The sequence below is a fragment of the Dyadobacter sandarakinus genome, from assembly GCF_016894445.1.
Taxonomy (GTDB): Bacteria; Bacteroidota; Bacteroidia; order Cytophagales; family Spirosomataceae; genus Dyadobacter; species Dyadobacter sandarakinus.
In genome coordinates this window covers 1,458,003-1,477,746 of record NZ_CP056775.1, presented here as the reverse complement: position 1 = coordinate 1,477,746, position 19,744 = coordinate 1,458,003, and the positions used below count along the sequence as shown (strand labels likewise).

Annotated in this window: 11 protein-coding genes; 2 read left to right on the top strand and 9 right to left on the bottom strand. The window is 49.0% G+C overall.

The window, feature by feature from the left end:
* Positions 1–217: 217 nt before the first annotated feature.
* From HWI92_RS05865 to HWI92_RS05850, 4 genes are all read right to left on the bottom strand, one after another.
* Positions 218–1,288, bottom strand: coding sequence for a dipeptidase (locus tag HWI92_RS05865; RefSeq protein ID WP_204661548.1), 1,071 nt, complete (start codon positions 1,286–1,288; stop codon positions 218–220).
* A gap of 27 nt (positions 1,289–1,315) precedes the next feature.
* Complete coding sequence (locus HWI92_RS05860; RefSeq protein WP_204661546.1) at positions 1,316–2,428, bottom strand: D-TA family PLP-dependent enzyme; 1,113 nt, start codon at positions 2,426–2,428, stop codon at positions 1,316–1,318.
* Between the two features lie 316 nt (positions 2,429–2,744).
* On the bottom strand, positions 2,745–3,221 hold the full coding sequence (locus HWI92_RS05855) for a RidA family protein (protein WP_204661544.1): 477 nt from the start codon (positions 3,219–3,221) through the stop codon (positions 2,745–2,747).
* A gap of 622 nt (positions 3,222–3,843) precedes the next feature.
* Positions 3,844–5,148, bottom strand: coding sequence for a gluconate:H+ symporter (locus HWI92_RS05850; RefSeq protein WP_204661542.1), 1,305 nt, complete (start codon positions 5,146–5,148; stop codon positions 3,844–3,846).
* A 275-nt stretch (positions 5,149–5,423) separates the two neighbouring features.
* Here HWI92_RS05850 and gyrA point away from each other — a divergent pair, with 275 nt between their 5' ends.
* Positions 5,424–8,042, top strand: coding sequence for a DNA gyrase subunit A (gyrA, locus tag HWI92_RS05845; protein WP_204661540.1), 2,619 nt, complete (start codon positions 5,424–5,426; stop codon positions 8,040–8,042).
* An 80-nt stretch (positions 8,043–8,122) separates the two neighbouring features.
* Complete coding sequence (locus HWI92_RS05840) at positions 8,123–9,580, top strand: tetratricopeptide repeat protein (RefSeq protein ID WP_204661538.1); 1,458 nt, start codon at positions 8,123–8,125, stop codon at positions 9,578–9,580.
* A 263-nt stretch (positions 9,581–9,843) separates the two neighbouring features.
* Here the strand turns inward: HWI92_RS05840 and HWI92_RS05835 are convergent, their stop codons facing one another.
* The 5 genes from HWI92_RS05835 to HWI92_RS05815 all read right to left on the bottom strand — a co-directional run bounded on the left by HWI92_RS05835 (position 9,844) and on the right by HWI92_RS05815 (position 19,458).
* Positions 9,844–10,713 (bottom strand): hydroxypyruvate isomerase family protein, encoded by an 870-nt coding sequence (locus HWI92_RS05835; protein ID WP_204661537.1) that lies wholly within the window; start codon positions 10,711–10,713, stop codon positions 9,844–9,846.
* Between the two features lie 36 nt (positions 10,714–10,749).
* Positions 10,750–11,655, bottom strand: coding sequence for a ThuA domain-containing protein (locus HWI92_RS05830; protein WP_204661535.1), 906 nt, complete (start codon positions 11,653–11,655; stop codon positions 10,750–10,752).
* 76 nt (positions 11,656–11,731) lie between these two features.
* Positions 11,732–14,428, bottom strand: a complete 2,697-nt coding sequence (locus tag HWI92_RS05825) for a c-type cytochrome (protein WP_204661534.1) — start codon at positions 14,426–14,428, stop codon at positions 11,732–11,734.
* A gap of 288 nt (positions 14,429–14,716) precedes the next feature.
* Positions 14,717–16,231 (bottom strand): RagB/SusD family nutrient uptake outer membrane protein, encoded by a 1,515-nt coding sequence (locus HWI92_RS05820; protein ID WP_204661533.1) that lies wholly within the window; start codon positions 16,229–16,231, stop codon positions 14,717–14,719.
* Positions 16,232–16,266: 35 nt separating this feature from the next.
* Positions 16,267–19,458, bottom strand: coding sequence for a SusC/RagA family TonB-linked outer membrane protein (locus tag HWI92_RS05815; RefSeq protein ID WP_204661531.1), 3,192 nt, complete (start codon positions 19,456–19,458; stop codon positions 16,267–16,269).
* Positions 19,459–19,744: the final 286 nt, after the last annotated feature.

The window sequence follows — 19,744 nt, the reverse complement described above, 5'->3', positions numbered from 1 at the left end:
GAAGAGAGTGGTTTCGCCATGATCAAAATTCACACTTATTTATAACAATTCCAAATAAGATCTTGTAATTTCCTGGCGCCTGAACGAAAAAAGCCTTGCAGCTTCACACGAGGTATTAGCTCATGTAAGTTGCAAAGCTTTTTGCTGAAAGCCTTTACCAGGCTATTAAGATTTCCTTAGAATTTGTTAACCTGAGGATAAACTCCGGTTACAACTTCTACTTCCAGTTTGTGCGGAGGAATTCGATCCAGTTGCGCCACATAATCCGCTCAATATCATCATTGGAATATCCTCTGGCGGCAAGAAGGCCGGGAATCGTTTGCAGGTCGGCGATGGAATCCAGGTCGCCGGGTGACTGCTCTCTGCCATACGCACCATCCAGATCCGAGCCGATGCCGACGTGATTGGCATTGCCGGCAAGCTGGCAGATGTGGTCAATATGCCGTACGACATGCTCGATTCTGAGCCCTGTACTTTCCGGGGTAGACTGCCCGCGTACCCAGCCGGGAATCATCATCCAGGCATCAAAAGCCATTCCGATTACCGCGCCGCGTTCTACCAAGGCATTGATCATCTCATTCGAAAACTGCCGGTTGTGCGGCGTAATGTCGCGTACGAGGTTGTGACTCGCCCATACCGGTCCATGATATATGTTTAATGCTTCCCAAAACGCGGTGTCGCACAAGTGTGTGGCATCGAGGATCATATTCAGCTTATCCATTTCGAGCAGCAGGTCACGTCCCTTTGCAGATAAAGGTGCATCGGCATCTGTCCCATAGGCATATACGCCGGGTCCGTAGTGTGCAGGTCCGATTGCCCGCAGCCCGTAGCCATAAGCAATTTCCAGGTTTTTCAGACTGATCAGTGAATCGGCACCTTCCAGGCTTAGAATGTATCCGATCGGAAGTGTTTCGTCCCCACTGGCATTCTGCCAGCGCGCCAAGTGGTGATTCAGGCCGACCACGTCGGTGATCTGTACCATTTCGCCGGCTTCTTCCATGGCTTTGTACCAGGCAATCTGGGCCTGGGTTTGTGCCCAGGCCTGCGCCTGAGAGTGCCAGCCAGGTATTTTGCTGTCGGGCTTCACAAACCGGGCAATCTGCGTGGCAACACAAATGCCAATATTTCCGCGTCGCATTTCAGGAAAACTGACTACTCCTTTGCCCCGATCGGGCTTGTCGGTCATGTTTTTTTCCCGGTTCCGAATGGCATAGAGGTCCTGGGTCAGGTCGCGGTTCCACTCCACGGCGTTCATGGACAAGTCCAGGTGTGCATCAAAAAGAAACATGAATTCTGGTTTAAAATCGTCAAAAAACTAAACAGAAAGGCGGCGGGAACGTGCAGTAATCTTCCACTCGTCCACGTTGTCTCCTTCCAAAACAATGGTTGCATAATCATGCAGTGCAACGGTGGGGCAAATGTGGTAGGGGAGTGCATAGTACACATCGCCCACCTTGATGGCTTCCCACTGGTCGGCGCTCACCTGCAATACACCATGTTCCTCACTCTGGCCCAAAACCGTATAATGCGGCATGTTCAGCAGCCTGAAACGGTTTTCAATGGGGTTTTCGGCCGCTACGGACTTGTGCCCGAGGTCAATGGTAACAATGCCCGGCGCCGGCTTGGAAACCACGCGCGTAAGTACGACAGCCGCATGCAAAAAGGGCTGCCCGTCAAACCGGTCGCCGTATCCCCAGTCCCAGAGTACGTTGGTACCCGGACTCAGGTAAACCTCCGGCCGCATGGCATGCACCGTAAAGGAAGGGGAACCTCCGGCAATAACCATCGTTTCCCTGCCGGTATCTGACCGGATGAGGTCAAGCAGCGGCAGTACCTTTTCATAGGCTTCATCGCCCGCAGCTTTACGGCCCGAAAATTCCGGGTTCCGGATATGTCCATCGTACACATGCAGACCCTGGATACTCAGGTTCCCGAATCCGCTGAGCGAGCGGTAAAAAGAAAGGATCGACTCGTCGGTAGGGTGGCCGGTCCGGTTCATTCCGTTATTTACATCAATAAAAACGGTGGCCACGCGCCCCTTACTTTCGGCAGCAGCATTAAGCTCCGCGGCCGAACCAAGGTTATCTATCAAAGAAGAAAATACCGTTACCGGAAATTGTTCCTGAAGTTGAAAAAGCCGACCGACATTTGGGCCTACCAGCTGGTATGAAATCAGGATCCACCTGGCGCCGGCCGAGGCGAGCATTTCGGCTTCCGCAATGGTGGCGCACTTGAATTTGCTGATACCCTGATCCATCTGCATGCGTACAATTTCGGCACATTTATGGGTCTTCACATGCGGCACCAGCCTGCCCGCATCGCCTGCCAGGCTGATCATGTTCCTGATATTATGTTCGATACGATCCTTGTAAAACAGCAGGGAAGGAGAAATAACTTGGTCGGGATGGTTGAGCTCGTACCAGGGCATGGAAGGGTTTTTGAATTTTGAATGACTGAATGATTTAATGACGGAGTTTTGAATGAGTGAGGTAGTGAGTTAGCGAGTTTTGAATGATTGAATGATTGAATTTTGAATGTGGCGGTTCTGACTTTTGGAAGAGAATGTAACAACTGGTGAAATGGGATTGGAAAGTTGTTAATAGATAATTTAATAAATGTAGGAAGTGACTCATACGTTAATGCTTGAAAAAAGAGCTTTAACCAGAAATCAAATTTATAACCCAGATTCATTCATTTAATCTATTATTCAGTCATTCAGTCATTCAATCATTCATCATTGCTTCTCACTTCTCCTCCAACTCAAACATTGCTTCGATCTCCACGGGAATGTTGTCGGGCAGGGTGCCCATTCCTACGGCGCTTCTTACGCCGATGCCGTTTTCTTCGCCCCAGACCTTAGCAAAAAGCTCACTGCATCCATTGATGATAAAAGGATGTTTTTCGAAGTCGGTTGTGCAATTGACCATACCGAGCACCTTCACTACTCTTTTTACGCGATTGAGGCTGCCCAGGTTTGCTTTCAGGGTGGATAAAATGGCAAGTCCCACCTGCCTGGCTGCAAGCTTTCCCTGGTCAGCATCCAGATCTTTGCCGATGCGGCCTTTGATCAGTGTGCCGTCATCCTGCACAGTGCCGTGACCTGATACGTACACCCAACGTTTATCAACGATCAGCAAGGGTTTGTAAACGCCCACAGGCTTGGGAGCAGGCGGCAAAGAAAGGCCCAGTTGGGCAAAGTTGGATTCAGGAGTGTTGTCCATGTTAATTTTGAATGATTTAATGAATGAGTTTTGAGTTAGTGAATGTGTGAGGGAGTGAGTTAGTTTTGAATGACCGAATGACCGAATGACCGAATGATTGAATGTTTGAGTTTTGAGTTAGTGAATGTTTGAGTGAGTGAGTGGGTAAATTTTGAATGACTGAATGACTGAATGAATGAATGATTGAGTTTTGAGTTAGTGAATGTGTGAGGGAGTGAGTGGGTAAATTTTGAATGACTGAATGACTGAATGACTGAATGATTGAGTTTTGAGTTAGTGAATGTGTGAGGGAGTGAGTTAATATTGAATGACTGAATTTTAATTGAAAGTATTGTTGCGCAAAAGTTTGAAAGCGAGCTTCGCTATATTATGAATGTTCAATTTCCATTGAAGAAGATTGATGTTTGAACGTCTGAACAGCTTGGTATTGTTCAATGAATTTGCTAATCATTCAATATTCAGTCATTCAACGATAACCCACTCACTCACTCGCACATTCACTCAGTCAAAACTTCCTCATTCAATCATTCGGTCATTCAACATTAACCCACTCACTCACTCACACAATCACTAACTCAAAACTTCCTCATTCAATCATTCGGTCATTCAAAATTGATCTCCTCTAAACAAACAAATTTAGTACCAAAACGCCCAGCAATCCCATGATGGAGACAATTGTTTCCATGACCGACCAGGTGAGCAGGGTTTCGCGGATGCTTAGGTTGAAGTACTCTTTAAACAGCCAGAAACCGCCGTCATTCAGGTGCGAGAACATCAAACTGCCTGATCCGATGGAAAGTACAATGAGTTCGGGCGCGACGGTTGAGCTCGCCAGGAGCGGGGCGAGGATGCCTACGGTGGTCAGTCCGGCTACGGTGGCTGAGCCGACACAAACCCGGATTACGGCTGCAATACTCCAGCTGAGCAGGAGCGGAGAAATGTTGATGCCCGCGAGGCCCTCGGCTATATAGGTGCTCACGCCGCTGGCTGTCATGATTTCCTTGAAAACGCCCGCTCCTGCAATGATCAGCAGGATTACAGACACGCCTTTAAATGCCTCCTCCATGCTTTTGCTGATCATTTTCATGTTGTTGCCGCGACGTATGCCGAGGGTGTATGCTGCAAACAACACGGAGAGCAGCATACCAAAGTAGGGTTCTGCAAGCAAACCGATGATCTTGCTTTCAGGATAAAGTTTCTTGATACCCGACATGGTGGTGAGCAGCAGTACAGGCAGCAAACCAGTCACAATACTGATTCCCAGTCCGGGAAGCTCGCTGGCCGGCCGTGGCCTCACATTGAACAGATCTTCATCCGGCTTCGGCTGAAAACGTTTGAGCGTACTCCCAAAGAGCGGACCCGCGACTGCAATAGCCGGAATGGAGACCATAATGCCATACAGCAGCGTTTGCCCCAGGTCAGCATGAAGCTGGCTGGCAATGGCGGCAGGTGAGGGGTGGGGCGGAAGGTAGCCGTGAGCCACCGACAGCGCCGACAGCATGGGGATACCTATATAGAGCAGCGGAAGCTGCGCAGTGGCGCTGATCATGAAAATAAGGGGGATCACAATCACAAATCCGGCATTGTAAAACAAAGGAATTCCAATCACGAAGCCGGCCAGCGCCATGCCCCATTGAATGTATTTTTTTCCAAATAAGCCAATCAGCGCATCTGTAATGCGCTGGGCTGCACCACTGTCCGCGACCATTTTGCCGAGCATCGCCCCGAATCCCACAATCAGTACCAGGTCGCCGAGCGTGCCGCCGACACCTTTCTGAATGGCTTTGCCGATGGTATCAATGTTTAGCCCGCTGGCAAGGCCGAGGCCGATGGAAACGAGCAGGAACGAAATAAAGGTGTCGATTTTGAGCCAGGCAATGAGGATAATGAGCGCGAGAATGGCAAAAAACGTCAGCAGTAGGGGCATAACAGCGGTTAGAAAGCAGGTTAGGGATAGAAGTTGGAAGAAACTAAATTTTACCGAGAGATGCCAATTAAGTTTTGTCCGGAAGCTTTTGGAGGTTAATGCCCGATGGATCATGCGAATAGGCGTACCGGGCTGAAATAGGGCAAAAGATAGTTTGTTAGAGTGGCAGGAAATCGCGAAATTTGGCAAACGGAAACTTACAATTTTCTAGTAATAATCAGGGATGAACACTGATCTGCCCCTGGCCAAACATTTGATTATCTTCTAAATTTTTTATGGCAGAAGCTTCTGGTGAAAACATTATCCCCATTAACATTGAGGATGAAATGCGTGGGGCGTACATTGACTATTCAATGTCCGTTATCATCTCGCGCGCGCTACCTGACGTCCGCGACGGTCTGAAACCGGTGCACAGGAGGGTGTTGTACGGGATGTCGGAGCTGGGTGTCAATTATAATCGCTCTCACAAGAAATCAGCACGTATAGTAGGTGAGGTTTTAGGTAAATATCACCCGCATGGTGACTCGTCGGTTTACAATACGATGGTACGTATGGCCCAGGAATGGTCCCTGCGCTACCCGCTTGTGGACGGTCAGGGAAACTTTGGCTCAATCGACGGAGACAACCCGGCGGCGATGCGTTATACCGAGGCGCGGCTGAAAAGGATTGCCGATGAGCTCATGAATGATCTCGGCAAAGATACGGTTGATTTTCAGCCCAACTTTGACGATTCACTTTCTGAGCCTACCGTACTCCCCGCCAAATTCCCTAACCTGCTGGTCAATGGATCCTCAGGGATCGCGGTAGGTATGGCGACCAACATGGCGCCGCACAACCTGTCGGAAGTAGTGGATGGTGTGCTGGCATACGTGGCTGATCCGGACATTACCGTCCAGGGACTGATGGAATACATCAAAGCTCCCGATTTCCCGACTGGTGGTATCATTTACGGCTACCAGGGTGTGCGCTCTGCGCTTGAAACAGGCAGGGGCAGCATTATCATGCGTTCCAAAGCGCAGTTTGAAGTCTCTAAAACGGGCAAGGAACAGATCATCGTTACCGAGATCCCGTACATGGCCAACAAGGCGGCGATCATTGAACGGATTGCGGGTCTGATCAACGACAAAAAGCTTGATGGTATCTCAGATATCCGGGATGAGTCAGACCGTGACGGGATGCGCATTGTTTTTGATCTGAAAAAAGATGCGATACCCAACATCGTACTGAACCATTTATTCAAGTACACGCCGCTGCAATCATCTTTCGGGGTGAACAACGTGGCGCTGGTAAAAGGCCGGCCGGTACTCCTTAACCTGAAAGACCTGATCAGGCATTACGTGGATCACCGCATTGTGGTGATTACCCGCCGTACCGAGTACGAACTCCGCGAAGCAGAAAAGCGTGCGCATATCCTGGAAGGTTTGCTGATTGCACTTGATAATCTGGATGCAGTTATTTCCCTGATCCGGAACTCGGTTGATCCCGATGCTGCGAAAAGCGGCTTGATCGAGCAGTTCAGCCTGAGTGAAATTCAGGCCAAGGCGATTCTGGAAATGCGTTTGCAGCGTCTGACCGGTCTGGAAAGAGACAAGATCGTGAAGGAGTACGAAGAGATCATGGTGCTGATCACAGACCTGAAAGACATTCTTGCCAACGAATCCCGGAAGTACGATATCATTAAATCAGAGCTTACCGAAATCAGGGAGCGCTACGGTGATGTGCGCCGCACGAAGATCGAGTTCGCTGCTGAGGAGTTCAGTGATGAGGATATGATTGCTGACGAGGAGATGCTCATTACCATTTCCAATGCAGGTTATATCAAGCGTACGCCGCTGGCCGAGTACCGTACGCAGACGAGGGGTGGGGTAGGATCGAGAGGTGTGAAGACCAAGGATACCGACTTTACCGAGCACCTTTTCTCCGCTACAATGCTGAATTACCTGCTGATCTTTACCGAGTTCGGTAAGCTCTACTGGATGAAAGTATATGAAGTACCGGAAGGCAGCAAAACGTCCAAAGGACGTCCGATCCAGAACCTGATCAGCCTGGAAGGCGGAGATTCCATCCGCTCGGTGATCAATGTGAAGACACTTTCTGATGAGGATTATATCAACAATAATTACATCATTATGTGTACCCGGCAGGGGACAATCAAGAAAACATTGCTTGAAGCCTATTCACGTCCGCGGACTAATGGAATTATTGCAATCTCCATCAATGACGGAGACCGCCTGCTTGATGTGGCATTAACCAACGGTGACAACGACATCGTGATTGCTTCCAGTGCGGGTAGGGCAGTGCGGTTCAATGAAAAAGGCGTGCGCCCGATGGGACGTACCGCGGCAGGAGTAAGGGGCATCAACCTGAATGATCCTGACAACAAAGCCATCGGTATGGTATGTATCAGCCGCGAAGATGCACAACTCCTGGTAGTTTCTGAAAATGGTTTTGGAAAACGCTCGGATATTGACAGCTACCGTATTACCAACCGGGGTGGAAAAGGAGTTTCGACCATGAACGCTACGGACAAGGTAGGTAAACTTGTCGCGATCAAGGAAGTAACCGAGCAGGACGATCTGATGATCATCACCCGCAACGGAATTGCCATCCGTATGAGTGTGCTTGATATCCGGTTGGCTGGTCGCAATACCCAGGGTGTAAAGCTGATCAGGCTGAACAACAGCGATGAAATTACGTCTGTAACCCGCATTCTGAAAGATCCGGATGAGAAGGCCGAAGAGCTGGATGAAGATGGAAACGTAATCAAGCCCGCAATAGTGGTGGAAGGCGCATCCGACAGTATCATTGTAAGCGCCGACGAGCAGGAAATACTATCCGACGACGACGACTTGACAGAAGAGGATGAAGACGAAAATGAGGCTTCTGACGAGTGAGGGGCATGATTTTTGTGAAATTCTCTAACTGTACGAATATTAACCCAACGAACAATCAATCATAACCAAAGTCAATATCTATGAAAAAACTGTTTTTTGTTTCTGCACTTGGCCTGTTCAGCATTGGTGCATTTGCCCAGGATGCTGTTAACAAGGCAATGGTAGATCAATACCGGAAGGACAAGGAAAAAAGCGATAAAGACGTAGCAGACCCCAAAAATAGCGCCAAAGCATCTTTCTGGATGGAGAGGGCAAAGCTTTATGAAAACATCGCGAGCAATGGTTCCGAGGTAGATTCAAGCGCGGCAAAAACAGCTTTGGAAGCTTACAAGAAAGTTGTTGAGCTGGATGTGAACAAAAAAGGGGAGCCCGGTAAATCTTCGAAAGAAGCGACCAATGCGCTCACAGGTGCTGAGGGTACCGTTTTATTCAATGCATTTGTGAAACAGGGTGCCGAAAAGTACCAGGCGAAGAATCTGGCGGGCGCGCTCGAAATGTTCCAGGCTGCCCAGGAAATCAACAAAAAGGATACAACTGCATCACTTTATGGTGGTATCGCCGCGCAGCAGCTTGACAAAAAAGAAGACGCAAAGACACAATTTGAAAAATATGTGGCTAATGGTGGTAAAGATCCCAGCGTATTTTACGGACTTGCTCAGCTGTACCGTGCCGACAATAACTTCGACAAGGCGATTGAGGCGCTGAACAAAGGTTTGGAAAAATCTCCGGGCAACAAGGATTTGAAATCAGAAGTGGTGAACATCCTGCTGGCATCCGGCAAGGAAGATCAGGCCATCAATGAGCTGACCACATTGGCACAAAACGATCCTAAAAATGTGCAGAACCTCGTGAACCTCGCGATCCTTTACGATAACACCAGCTCTAAGGCAAATCAGCGTATCAAAGAGATCCAGGGAAAACTTGGCCAGGGTAACAGTAAAGCGTCCAGCCTGACAAAAAATCTGGAAAGCGAAAAAAGCAAAATTGAAGTATACGACGGTGAAGTAAAACGCATTACCGCGTTGATCAAGAAAACGCCTAAAAATACCGATCTGAAACGTCAGCTGGCCGACGTAAACAACAAGAAGAAAGAATCGCTGGCAGCTATCGCAACCATGGAAGGTGAAGCGAAAGCAGCAGCAGCATCGGCATCAAGCACTGACAATGCAGGTTTGGAAAAAGAACTGGCAGACCTGAAAGCGAAACAGAAAGATGCAAGCGAAAAGGCTGTGACCAACTACAAGAAAGTATTGGAAGTAGACGGCGCTAACTACGATGCACTCTACAACCTTGGTGTTTTCTATTTCAATGAGGCTGTTCAGCTGAAAAGCGAAGTTGATAACATGAACATGACCGAGTACCAGCAACGTGGTAAAGAAGTTGAAGGTCGTGTATGTGGTAAATTCAAGAAAGCAAAACCTTACTTCGAAAAAGCCGTACAGGCAAAAGACGAAGCTGAGGCAAAAGAAAACCTGGCAACTGTGAACAGCGTACTGGAGCAATTCACTGCAAAACAGGTTGCATGTGTTGAAGAGTAATCCAAAGCTCATTCATACATTTATAAAAAGAAGAGCGGTATTAACTACCGCTCTTCTTTTTGCCTGAAACTCTATTTAACATAATATAAATTATACAACAAACATAGGAGGAGATTATTGGGCTTATACAGTAATGACAATTTCATATAGACGGCCCGTATTACAGCAAATGCCCGCTGTACAAACCTCAGGAGGTTGTAGCAGCAGGCATTTGAAGATAACTGACTGTAATGCAGAGCCCAATCAGGGATAATTGGACATTGTCAGGCAATGTCGCAAATTTCAACGCATTGCTTTAAAGACGCCAGCGGCTCGCGTTTTGGGATAAATTCCTGCGCTACGTAGCCAGTATAGCCCGTATCCAGGATCGCTTTCATGATTGCAGGGTAATTCAGTTCCTGTTCCTGGTCAATTTCGTTGCGTCCGGGAACGCCACCTGTATGATAATGCGCAATGTACTTGTGGTACTGACGAATGTTGGCAATCACGTCACCTTCCATAATCTGCATGTGGTAAATGTCGTACAGCAGCTTAAACTTTTCAGAGCCGACCATCTCACAAAGTCCGGCACCCCAGGATGTGTGATCGCACATGTAATCCCTGTGATTCACTTTGCTGTTGAGCAGCTCCATGATCATAGTCACATTGTATTTTTCAGCTGCCGGCATTAACCGTCTCAGACCGACGGCCGCATTGCGCATCCCGTCTACATCCGACATGCCGCGGCGATTTCCTGAAAAGCAGATCACCGTCGTGTAACCCGCAGCCTGTAATTTTGGAAAAAGCTCTTCATAGCTTTTTACCAGCGCATCGTGGTTAGCCGGGTCGTTGAAACCTTTTTCGATTCCCATACCTGCACCATTTGGCAAGGCACAATGCAGACCATACTTTTTCAGAGTCGGCCAGTCTTCGGGGCCAAGCAGCTCAACCGACTTGATACCTATTTTTTTGCATTCCTGGGCAAACGTCTCCAATGGGATATTTCCGTAGCACCACTTACATACCGAATGGTTGATCTTGCCTTTGAGTGCAGGACCCAGCGCCTTGTCGCTGGCTGCAAATGCATCGGATAGTGAAAGGATCCCGGCTCCTCCTGCCGCAATGTTTTTTAATGCTGAACGTCTGCTTGACATACTTGGATGATTTGTATCTTCTTTATACTAACTATTTTAACGTGAGATCCCCTGCGTGGCAGTAGGAAAACTTGCGGGAATTTTCTGCGTGACCTTTCCGGTCGCAGCCCACTCTGTACCCCGCTGAAGCGTGGTGATGAAACCTACACATTTTTGCGAGTATGTTTCATGGCCGAGTGTTGTATGAAAAATCCTTCCTTTTCCATACTGGAGTACCATCAGCACAGGCTCGTTCCGGCCGGATCCATTCTGTTCTTTGGCACTGTATGCCGTAGCAAGTACCGTAATGTTATCCGCAGGTCCGCGCAGGCGGTCGTACAGTTCGTCTTTCTGGTGAAGCCACTCGGCCGGCAAGTCCTTCATGATCGGATGCCCGGCTTCTCTTGTTTTGACTATGAATTCATGCTGATTGCCGTGACTGCCTCCTATGCCCGCACTTGAATCTTTCACTACGGCTTGTTTTGATTCGTCGTAGTAAAGCCACGGACCGCTCTTTTCGTCCCGGCCCTCCCATCCGCCAATGCCGATCATCTTATTGTAAGCTTCCCATTTTGGGAATGCATTGTCTGCGGAGTGAACCACCACCAGACCTCCCCCATTTTGCACAAAACGTTCAAATGCATCCTTCACTTCCGGCGACCATTCGTCGCCATTATAGTTGGAAAGAATAACGTCAAAGCCTTGGAAATCAGGTCTAAACGTGGAAAGATCGGTACCCTTTTTTGGCGAAGTCACTACATCTACGGTGAACAATCCGGTCTCTTCCAGGTAGCCCTTCATCATGGCAGTGCCCTCCTTCATGTTGCGGTGGTTAGTCTGACCGTCAATAATCAGTACCTTAAAAGGTTTGGGCGGATGTGCTGGCAGGGTCTTCCCGAATGTTGACCACATTGTCACAACAACGATCAGGATTGCGGTACCGAGGTGAAGCAGGGTTTTCATTGGTTTTGTAAAAAAAAAGTGATGCTGCGAGTTGCAGCACCACTTCCATAAGCTTGTTCTTAAATAATCTACTCTATTATTTACCGCCTTTCTGAGTTCTTGATTCGGTGTAGATCGGGTTGTTTTTATTACCGCCCGACATCAGGTAAGCTACCAGATCCCGGAGTTCGTCCGGATTAAGTCCGTTGATCAAACCCGGAAGCATTACGGAAACCGTCGAGATCTTAGATGATGCTACTTCTTTTTTGCTCAGCTTGCGAACTGTTTTTGAATCAAATGGATTCTGCGCGATGTAGTAAAAATTGGCATCCTCGTTGATCTGACGGCCTACCACCGACTGCCCGTCTTTCAGGGTGTAAGCGATCGATGCGTACTGATCAGAGATCGTTTTATCAGGAATGATGATCGATTCCAGCATATCATGCACGGAGAAGCGTGTTCCGAGCTGTGTAAGTTCGGGACCCACGTCGGCACCTTCACCCTGGATCGCATGGCAACGGCTGCAGAGTACGGCTGAGAAAATCATTTTACCTTTTTCAAAGTCACGGTTGGCCAGGCTGTCCTGCACCAAAGCGACTGCTTCGTCCACTTTCCATCCGCGGCCGGGGCCTTTCGGCGTGTAAAGTCTTGCAAGATCATTACCAGTGCCTGTGAGCAGCTCAGCGCCGGAAAGTTTGTTGTAATAAGCAAATTTGTCCTTCGGTACATTCTTCAATGCAAGCTGGCGGGCCTTGTCGATAAAGCCGATGTAGCTCCGTCCACCTTGGTAGCCAAATGCATTTTTGAACCAGGCGAAGTATTTCTCGCGCAACTCAGGCGTCCAGCCAGTCTTGGCGCTGCTCAGCATGATTGCGTAAAATGTTTGCTGAGCGGGCGGCAGTTTTTCAAGAAGTCCTGCCAGATCAAGGCCATACTGCGGGTTACGCAGGATCAGATCGGCCGACGCTGTCGCCATTGCATTATCCTTGTCATCAAAAACTTCATTCTTCTCAATCAGTCCAAGTGTTTTTTGAACAGCGCCGGGTGCTTCAAGCGTAATAAGGATTTTAGAAAGAAAACGGTTTTGCAATGCATTGGATGAAGGATACCGGGGATTGAGGTAACTGACAACCGCCTGCTTGGTGGCTGCGTCCGGCTCTCCGGTGCGGTAAATGATCACCTCCATAGCGCGGAGCAGTGCCTGTTTTTGCAGGTCATCCAGTTTGGCATAATCAATCTTGCTCAAAGCTTTCAGCAATGGACCACCTACCTTGGTTGAGTCCCCCTGACGACCCAATGCGATGGCCGCATAAATCAGTGTTTGCGGGTCTTTTTCAGCATATACTTTACTTTCCCATTGTGCTACGGGCTGGTGTTCAATTGCTGTCCGTGCGGCAAAACGCAGGAACCGATCCGGACTTTTCAGCAAAGGCCAGGCAAGGTCAATTGCTTTCGGATCTTTCTTAACATGGTATTGCTCAATCTCGGTACGTTGCTTGTGCTCCGGTGTAACGGCCGCATTGGCAACATTGGATCCCGCAGGGATGTTTTGGTAGTCACCATAATAAACCCGGTACAGGTCTGATTCGAGGCGGCGTCCGCCGGTCAGGAAATACAATGCACCGTCCGGTCCGATCGCTCCGTCTGTTAATGGAAGTGGTGCGCCAGAGAGGAATTCTTCATGATCAGCCGTGTAGGTAGATCCGCTTGGTTTCAGGTGCAAACCATGAACGATACCAAAACTCCAGTCAAATGCGAGCAGCGTATTCTTGTATTTGGCCGGGAAGCGCGCGTCTTTCAGGTAAATCAGGTTAGTAGGCGAACCCTGCCCGATATTCATGATGGGTGACAGGAAGTCGGCGAAAGCAGGAGAAGTATTGGCCGACCCGGTACGCCAGCCATAGTCGCCGCCGCTGATCGCATGGCAAACGCGTGTGGGCCGGTACCACGGAGTACCAAAATCCCACTCCATGTCAGAGTCGTAAATAAAAAGGTCACCCGCTTCATTGAATGCGATATCATACGAGTTACGATATCCGGCACTGAAAAGCTCCCATGATTTGCCTTCCGAATCGGTACGGGCAATCCAGCCGCCAGGTGCATGCCGGTCGGTGGCGTGGCCACGCGGATCTTTGATGAATGGAAACAGGTTATCGTTTTTCCAATTGGTTGGCAGCAGGTATGTGTCCATTTTCGGCACGTCCGTAAAGTTACCGGCTACCACAAAAAGGGATTTTTTGTCGGGTGACAATACAATGCTGTGCGGACCGTGCTCACCTTCTCCTTTCAATGCTTTCAGCAACGTGATTTTGTCGTACTGGTCATTATTGTCTGTGTCCTGCAACCGGTACAAACCGCTTCCTTTCGGGAAACGCGGATTTTCGCGGTTGTTGATCATAACATACAAACTGTTGAATGCATATAGCAAGCCGTGCGCATAGCCCATTGCCACCTTGGCGGTATCGCCTTCTACTTTCAGGGTCTCCACCTTTGGCTTTTCCGTAGAGCCGATCGGCGGGAGTACCAGCCTGAACAACCCGCCATACTGGTCGGAAGTGATCATCCGGCCTTTATCGTCGAATGTCATTGAAACCCACGATCCGTTTTGTTCTTCTGACGGACTATATAAATGTTCTGCCTTGAATCCCTCCGGCAGTTTGAGTTTGTCGACCTTGGAGCCAGGCGGACGGTGACTGGCTGTCCGGTTGCTTAGCATCACTCCGCAAAACACGCCCACAGCCAGTAATACTGCGAGCGTCATCGGAAGTTTTGACCATCGATTTTTTGTGTACATCTTACAGTTCAGTGTTTAAGTAATACTATTAAGAAAAGGTAGCTTGCTGATTGTCTCCGGATTAGTAAGGTTTCGGCAGTGTAGATCAGACCATTATAACTTAAATTTTTGTCTTGAATAAAACAAACTAAAACTTCGAATATTCCGGTAGTATGACAATGATATAAGGATTACGTGAGGCTGCCATCCTGTTCTGTCGGCATAGCACACGGGTATTTTTGTTTTTGTAATTAAAAAAAAGGAGTGCAGCAGGATCCTGCCACACTCCCCTCTCTTCCTGAATAACTACTAGAAATTAGGCGTCAATGCCGACTCATCAGCTGGCAAGCCATAGTACTGGTCAAGGTTCGTAAATGCATTTGCCGGTGGTATTGCGCCTTGCGGGAAGTAGTACGCAGCCGGGTTGGCCTTGATCCTGGCTCCATAAGGTTCGATAATCTCTTTCACGCGACCGGTACGGGTCAGGTCAAACCAGCGCTTGTTTTCGAATGCAAGTTCAACCCTTCTCTCTTTGAAGATGGCCTCCCGCATGTCGGCCTGGGATGCTGCCTTGGTAGCAGCAAGTCCTGCACGGGCACGTACCTGGTTGAGGTAAGTAGCAGCTTCCGAGGGTTTTCCCTGCTCGTTGAGGCCTTCTGCCAGAAAGAGCAATACTTCCGCGTAGCGGTACACAGGCCAGTTTTGACCGGTATTGCCATGCAGTGAATGCGGACGAGCGTATTTCTTAATGTACGGTATCGTCTTGTTTGCCTGCGCAGCACCGCTCAGTGTCACATATCCGATATTCACATCCTTGCGCTTGTCACCTGCCTCGTAGGCAGCAATGAGGTCCGGAGTAGGAATGTTATTACTTTCCTGCGAAGTAGGCTGCGTATTGCTGGTACCGGTAAGTGGCTGCAATTCAGCGGCTGTAATCGGCGACGGAATGAATGAATAGATAAACCCTCCATTGTATCCTGCGGATCCTTCCATGTACTGTACCTCAAATACTGACTCCTGGTTGTTTTTGTTGGTACCAGTAAATGAGAATGCATTGTTATAGTCCGGCATGAGCGCGTAACCATCCTTGCCGACTACATCTTTGGTCAGCGTAACTACCTGATCCCATTTTTTCTGTGTCAGGTACAGGTTGGCAAGCAAAGTTTTTGCTGCTCCGGATGTAGCACGACCAGCTTCCTGGGTTGCCTTGTTGGGGAGCAACGTACTGGCTGCGCTCGCATCTTTTTCGATCTGCGCATATACTTCTTCCGTAGTCGAAAGCGGCAATGCAGCATCCTCCCGGGTAGTCACCGGAGTAAGGTGCAGAGGTACCTTCCCGAAAAGCCGGATCAGGTCGAAGTATGCAAATGCACGCAGGAACAGCGCCTGACCTTTCAGGTTATTTTTGGATGCTTCCGCAAACTCAACCGCATCTATGGAAGTAAGGATCTGGTTGGCACGGGCTATGATCTGGTAGTTGAGCCGGTACTGCTGCAGCACGTTGTTGTTTGCCGTAACACCATTGGCCGTCGGTACCGCGAAGTTCGCCACGTTTTCCGTCGCATCTACTGCACCGTACAGTACGTTCCGGGCATAATACGAGTTGTCGGAATGCATTTCCTCCAATACCCATGCATGGTTGTTAAAGATGGTCCGCAGCGGAACGTAGGTTCCGTTTACAGCTTGCTGGAAGTCAGCCTCCTTGGTGAAAAAAGTCGCCGAGCTCAGCGCAGTTTCCGGCACCACTGTCAGGAAGCTCTCCCGGCAGGCAGTCATGGAAAGTGCCAGCAGGCAGGTTGTTGCTATATATTTTGTTCTTTTCATTTCAAATCAGTTAATAGATTTTCAAATACAGCAGCTTAGAAATTCAGGTTCACACCCAATGTCCAGGTACGTGGAACCGGATAGTTGGAGAAGTCTACTCCCTGGCTCAGGTTACCACCATCTCCGCCTCCGTCGCCTTGTGCGCTGGTTTCAGGATTGGGTCCGCCCCAGTATTTCGTAAATACATACACCTGCTGAGCGGAAGCATACACCCGCGCCGATTTGAAGACCTTGTTCACCTTACCGATGTTGTAGCCAAGCGTGATGTTCTTGATGGTGAAGAACGATGCATTGGCCAGGAAGTGCGAGCTGTTCCAGTCGCGCTCAATACCTGTGAAGGTACCGCCGCCATTGGTTGCGCCGTACATGCCTTTGCCCGGTGTGATCACCTCCGTAACATTTCCTTTGGCATCACTTTTCACGCGGAAACGGTCCTTAACGCCGGCCACCATGTTAAACACACCGTCGAGGTTGGCAGTACTGTACAAATGACGTACCCAAAGCTGGTTACCCTGTGATCCGGAACCGGTGATCGACAGATCCCATCCGCCGTAGCTCAGGTTGTTGGTGATGCCATAGGTGAATTTCGGGAAAGGACTGCCGATGATAGCCCTGTCATCCTGGTCGCCACCGTAAGTAATCTTGCCGTCGCCGTTCACATCCTTGTACTTGATCGTACCGATGGCAGACTGGCCCGGAGCAATCGGTGAGTTAGCAAGGTCTTCCGCATTCATGTAAAATCCTTGCTTCACCAGACCGTAAAACTGTCCGAAAGGTTGTCCAACCTGGGTAATGTGGAATGAACCATATACGCGGTCAATGCCGGGTGCCAGTTCCATTACCTTGTTTCTGTTGAAAGAAATGTTGGCGTTGGTCGTCCATTTCAGCTTACCATCCAGGTTGCGGGTAGTGAGTGAGAACTCATGTCCCCAGAACTTGATCTCACCAATGTTATCGTTGAAAAACGGGAACCCGGATTCCTGAGGAACCTGCACGGCATACAACAAGTTGGTGGTACGCTTGGTGTAGTAGTCATAAATGAACTGGATTCTGTCATTGAACAATCCCAGATCCAGACCAAGGTCGAACTGCTTGGTTGTTTCCCAGCCGAGGTTATTGTTTGCCAGGGATGTTACCACTGCTCCCGTAGCAACGTTGGAACCGAACACTGAATTGACCGTATTGTTTACGAGCGCGTACTGTGTGTAGTTACCGATATTGTTGTTACCGATCACACCAAAGCTACCGCGGATTTTAGCAAACGAAATCTTTGGAATGTCCTGCAGGAAGGTTTCATCCGAGATCACCCAGCCAGCCGAAACAGACGGGAACGTACCCCAGCGGTTTGCCGAACCAAAGCGGGATGAACCATCCGCACGTACTGCTGCCGTAAACAGGTATTTGCCTTTGTAGTTGTAGGACAAACGGGAAAGATAAGATGTCAGCGCCCACTCATTCACACCACTGATTGTTCCGCCCCGGTTGATGTTCAATGCACCCTGGATTGTCGGAAGACGGTCGTCGGCGTAGGTATCAGCCTGGATTCTTGAGAAATCCTGACGGTACCGCTGCTGCGTAAAACCGGCGAGCAATTCGAAGTTGTGGTTGCCAAAGCTGCGGTTGTAAACAGCCGTGTTCTCATTCAGCCAGCCTACATTCTCCAGTGCCTGACGGATGGATACCGCCGTGGTCGGGATAGGAACGTTGATGTTGCTGGTAGCCGTAGATGGGTTGAAGAAGAAAAACTTGTTGTTTTCGTATTCAATGTTCATCGTTGCTCTGAGCGTAAGCCCTTTAACTGGATTCAGCGTGAGGTACGTATTGCCGAGGAGCTTGGTTGTTTTATTTTCGTTGGTCAGCTCGTTGGCCGCGCGTACCCAGTTGGGATAATCGAAGATGTTACCAGTACCACTTGGGAAGTTGTTGTACTTGGTCAGTTCTCCATTTGCATCATAGATGGGCATAACCGGCCATGTATGCAATGCATTGAACAGGATACCCGTTCCGCGGTCGCCATCCGTTCTCGGCGTATTGTCGTATACGTACTGGGGTGCAATGTTAAAACCGATCTTCACCTTGCTGGAAATAGCATATTCGGAGTTCATCCGAAGCGAGTATCGTTTGTAATCATTGTTGAGCACAACACCTTCCTGGTTGAAAATACCCGCTACGAGCGAAGTTTTCAGGTTTTCCTTATTGGAAGTAATGGTCAGGTTGTAGCTCTGGATCGGCGCGGTATGCAGCAAGGCACCATACCAGTCGTTGTTTTTGCCGGCGTAATCCGACGGCCTCTGAAACACTTCCGGCACTGCCTGACTCTGATCTTCGTAATATTCCTTTTTAAACTGCGCGAACTCTTCCGCATTCAGCATTTTCACGCGGCCGCGCTCAGGTACTTTCTGCAGACCGTAGTATGCATTGAAGCTCACGTTTGTTTCACCGATTTTACCCTGCTTGGTCGTAATGAGTACCACGCCGTTTGCTGCGCGGGAACCATAAAGCGAGGTCGAGGCAGCATCTTTCAGGATGGAGATATCTTCAATCTCGTCGGGGTTGATCGCCGCGATGTTTCCTGTGATCGGAAAACCGTCAATCACGTAAAGCGGATCGCTTCCTGCCGAAACAGAAACCTGTCCGCGGATACGTACCGACATACCCTGGCCGGGCTTACCGGTCGTCTGGTTGATCTGGACGCCCGCAAGCCTGCCCTGCAGTTTTTGCGTCACCTGTGAAACCGGCATGTCCTTGATCTCTGCCGCACTCACGGATTGTACCGAGCCGGTCACTTCTTTTTTGAGCTGGCTGCCGTATCCCACAACCACTACTTCGGTAAGTGCCTTGGAGTCGGTGCCTAGTTTGACATTGATGTCGGTGTTATTACCAATGGTAACTTCCTGCGACAGGAACCCTACCGAAGAAAATATAAGTACGCCGCCCGCATCGGGTACACGCAGTGTGTAGCTTCCTTCTTCATCGGAAACCGTACCTGTGGATGTACCTTTGAGCACTACACTTACGCCCGGAACTTTCTCTCCGGATTCGTCAGTGATGCGGCCTTTTATGGTTTTGTCAAGAACTATGTGTTTACTACTGGGAGGAAAGAACGGTGGAACGGTCACCCTGGCATGTGCTCCGAAGCCGCAGGCAATTCCAAAAAGTGCCAGGCCGACTGATCGGGTAATAAGGGAATTCCGGGCACATACAGTTGATGGTCGAGATTTAGTCATAGAATTAATGATTTTTAAGGGTTGGGGACTTTGGGCATTCTGATGTCAGCTTTCTATCATGCGAACGGGTTTTAGTGAATAAATTTTCAGGGTTTAGGAACAGTAGTATTTTCAATGGATTTTATAATCATAAATAATACTCTTATAGTACCATTCTATTTGCCTGCAACTTTGCGGACCATTATGAGTTATCCGACATTTGCATCAACATGAGTCCAGGCAGGCAGAATAATACTACTCTGTGAAAAAGTTTTATTCCTCGTTAAGTAAGGCTAAAACAAACTCG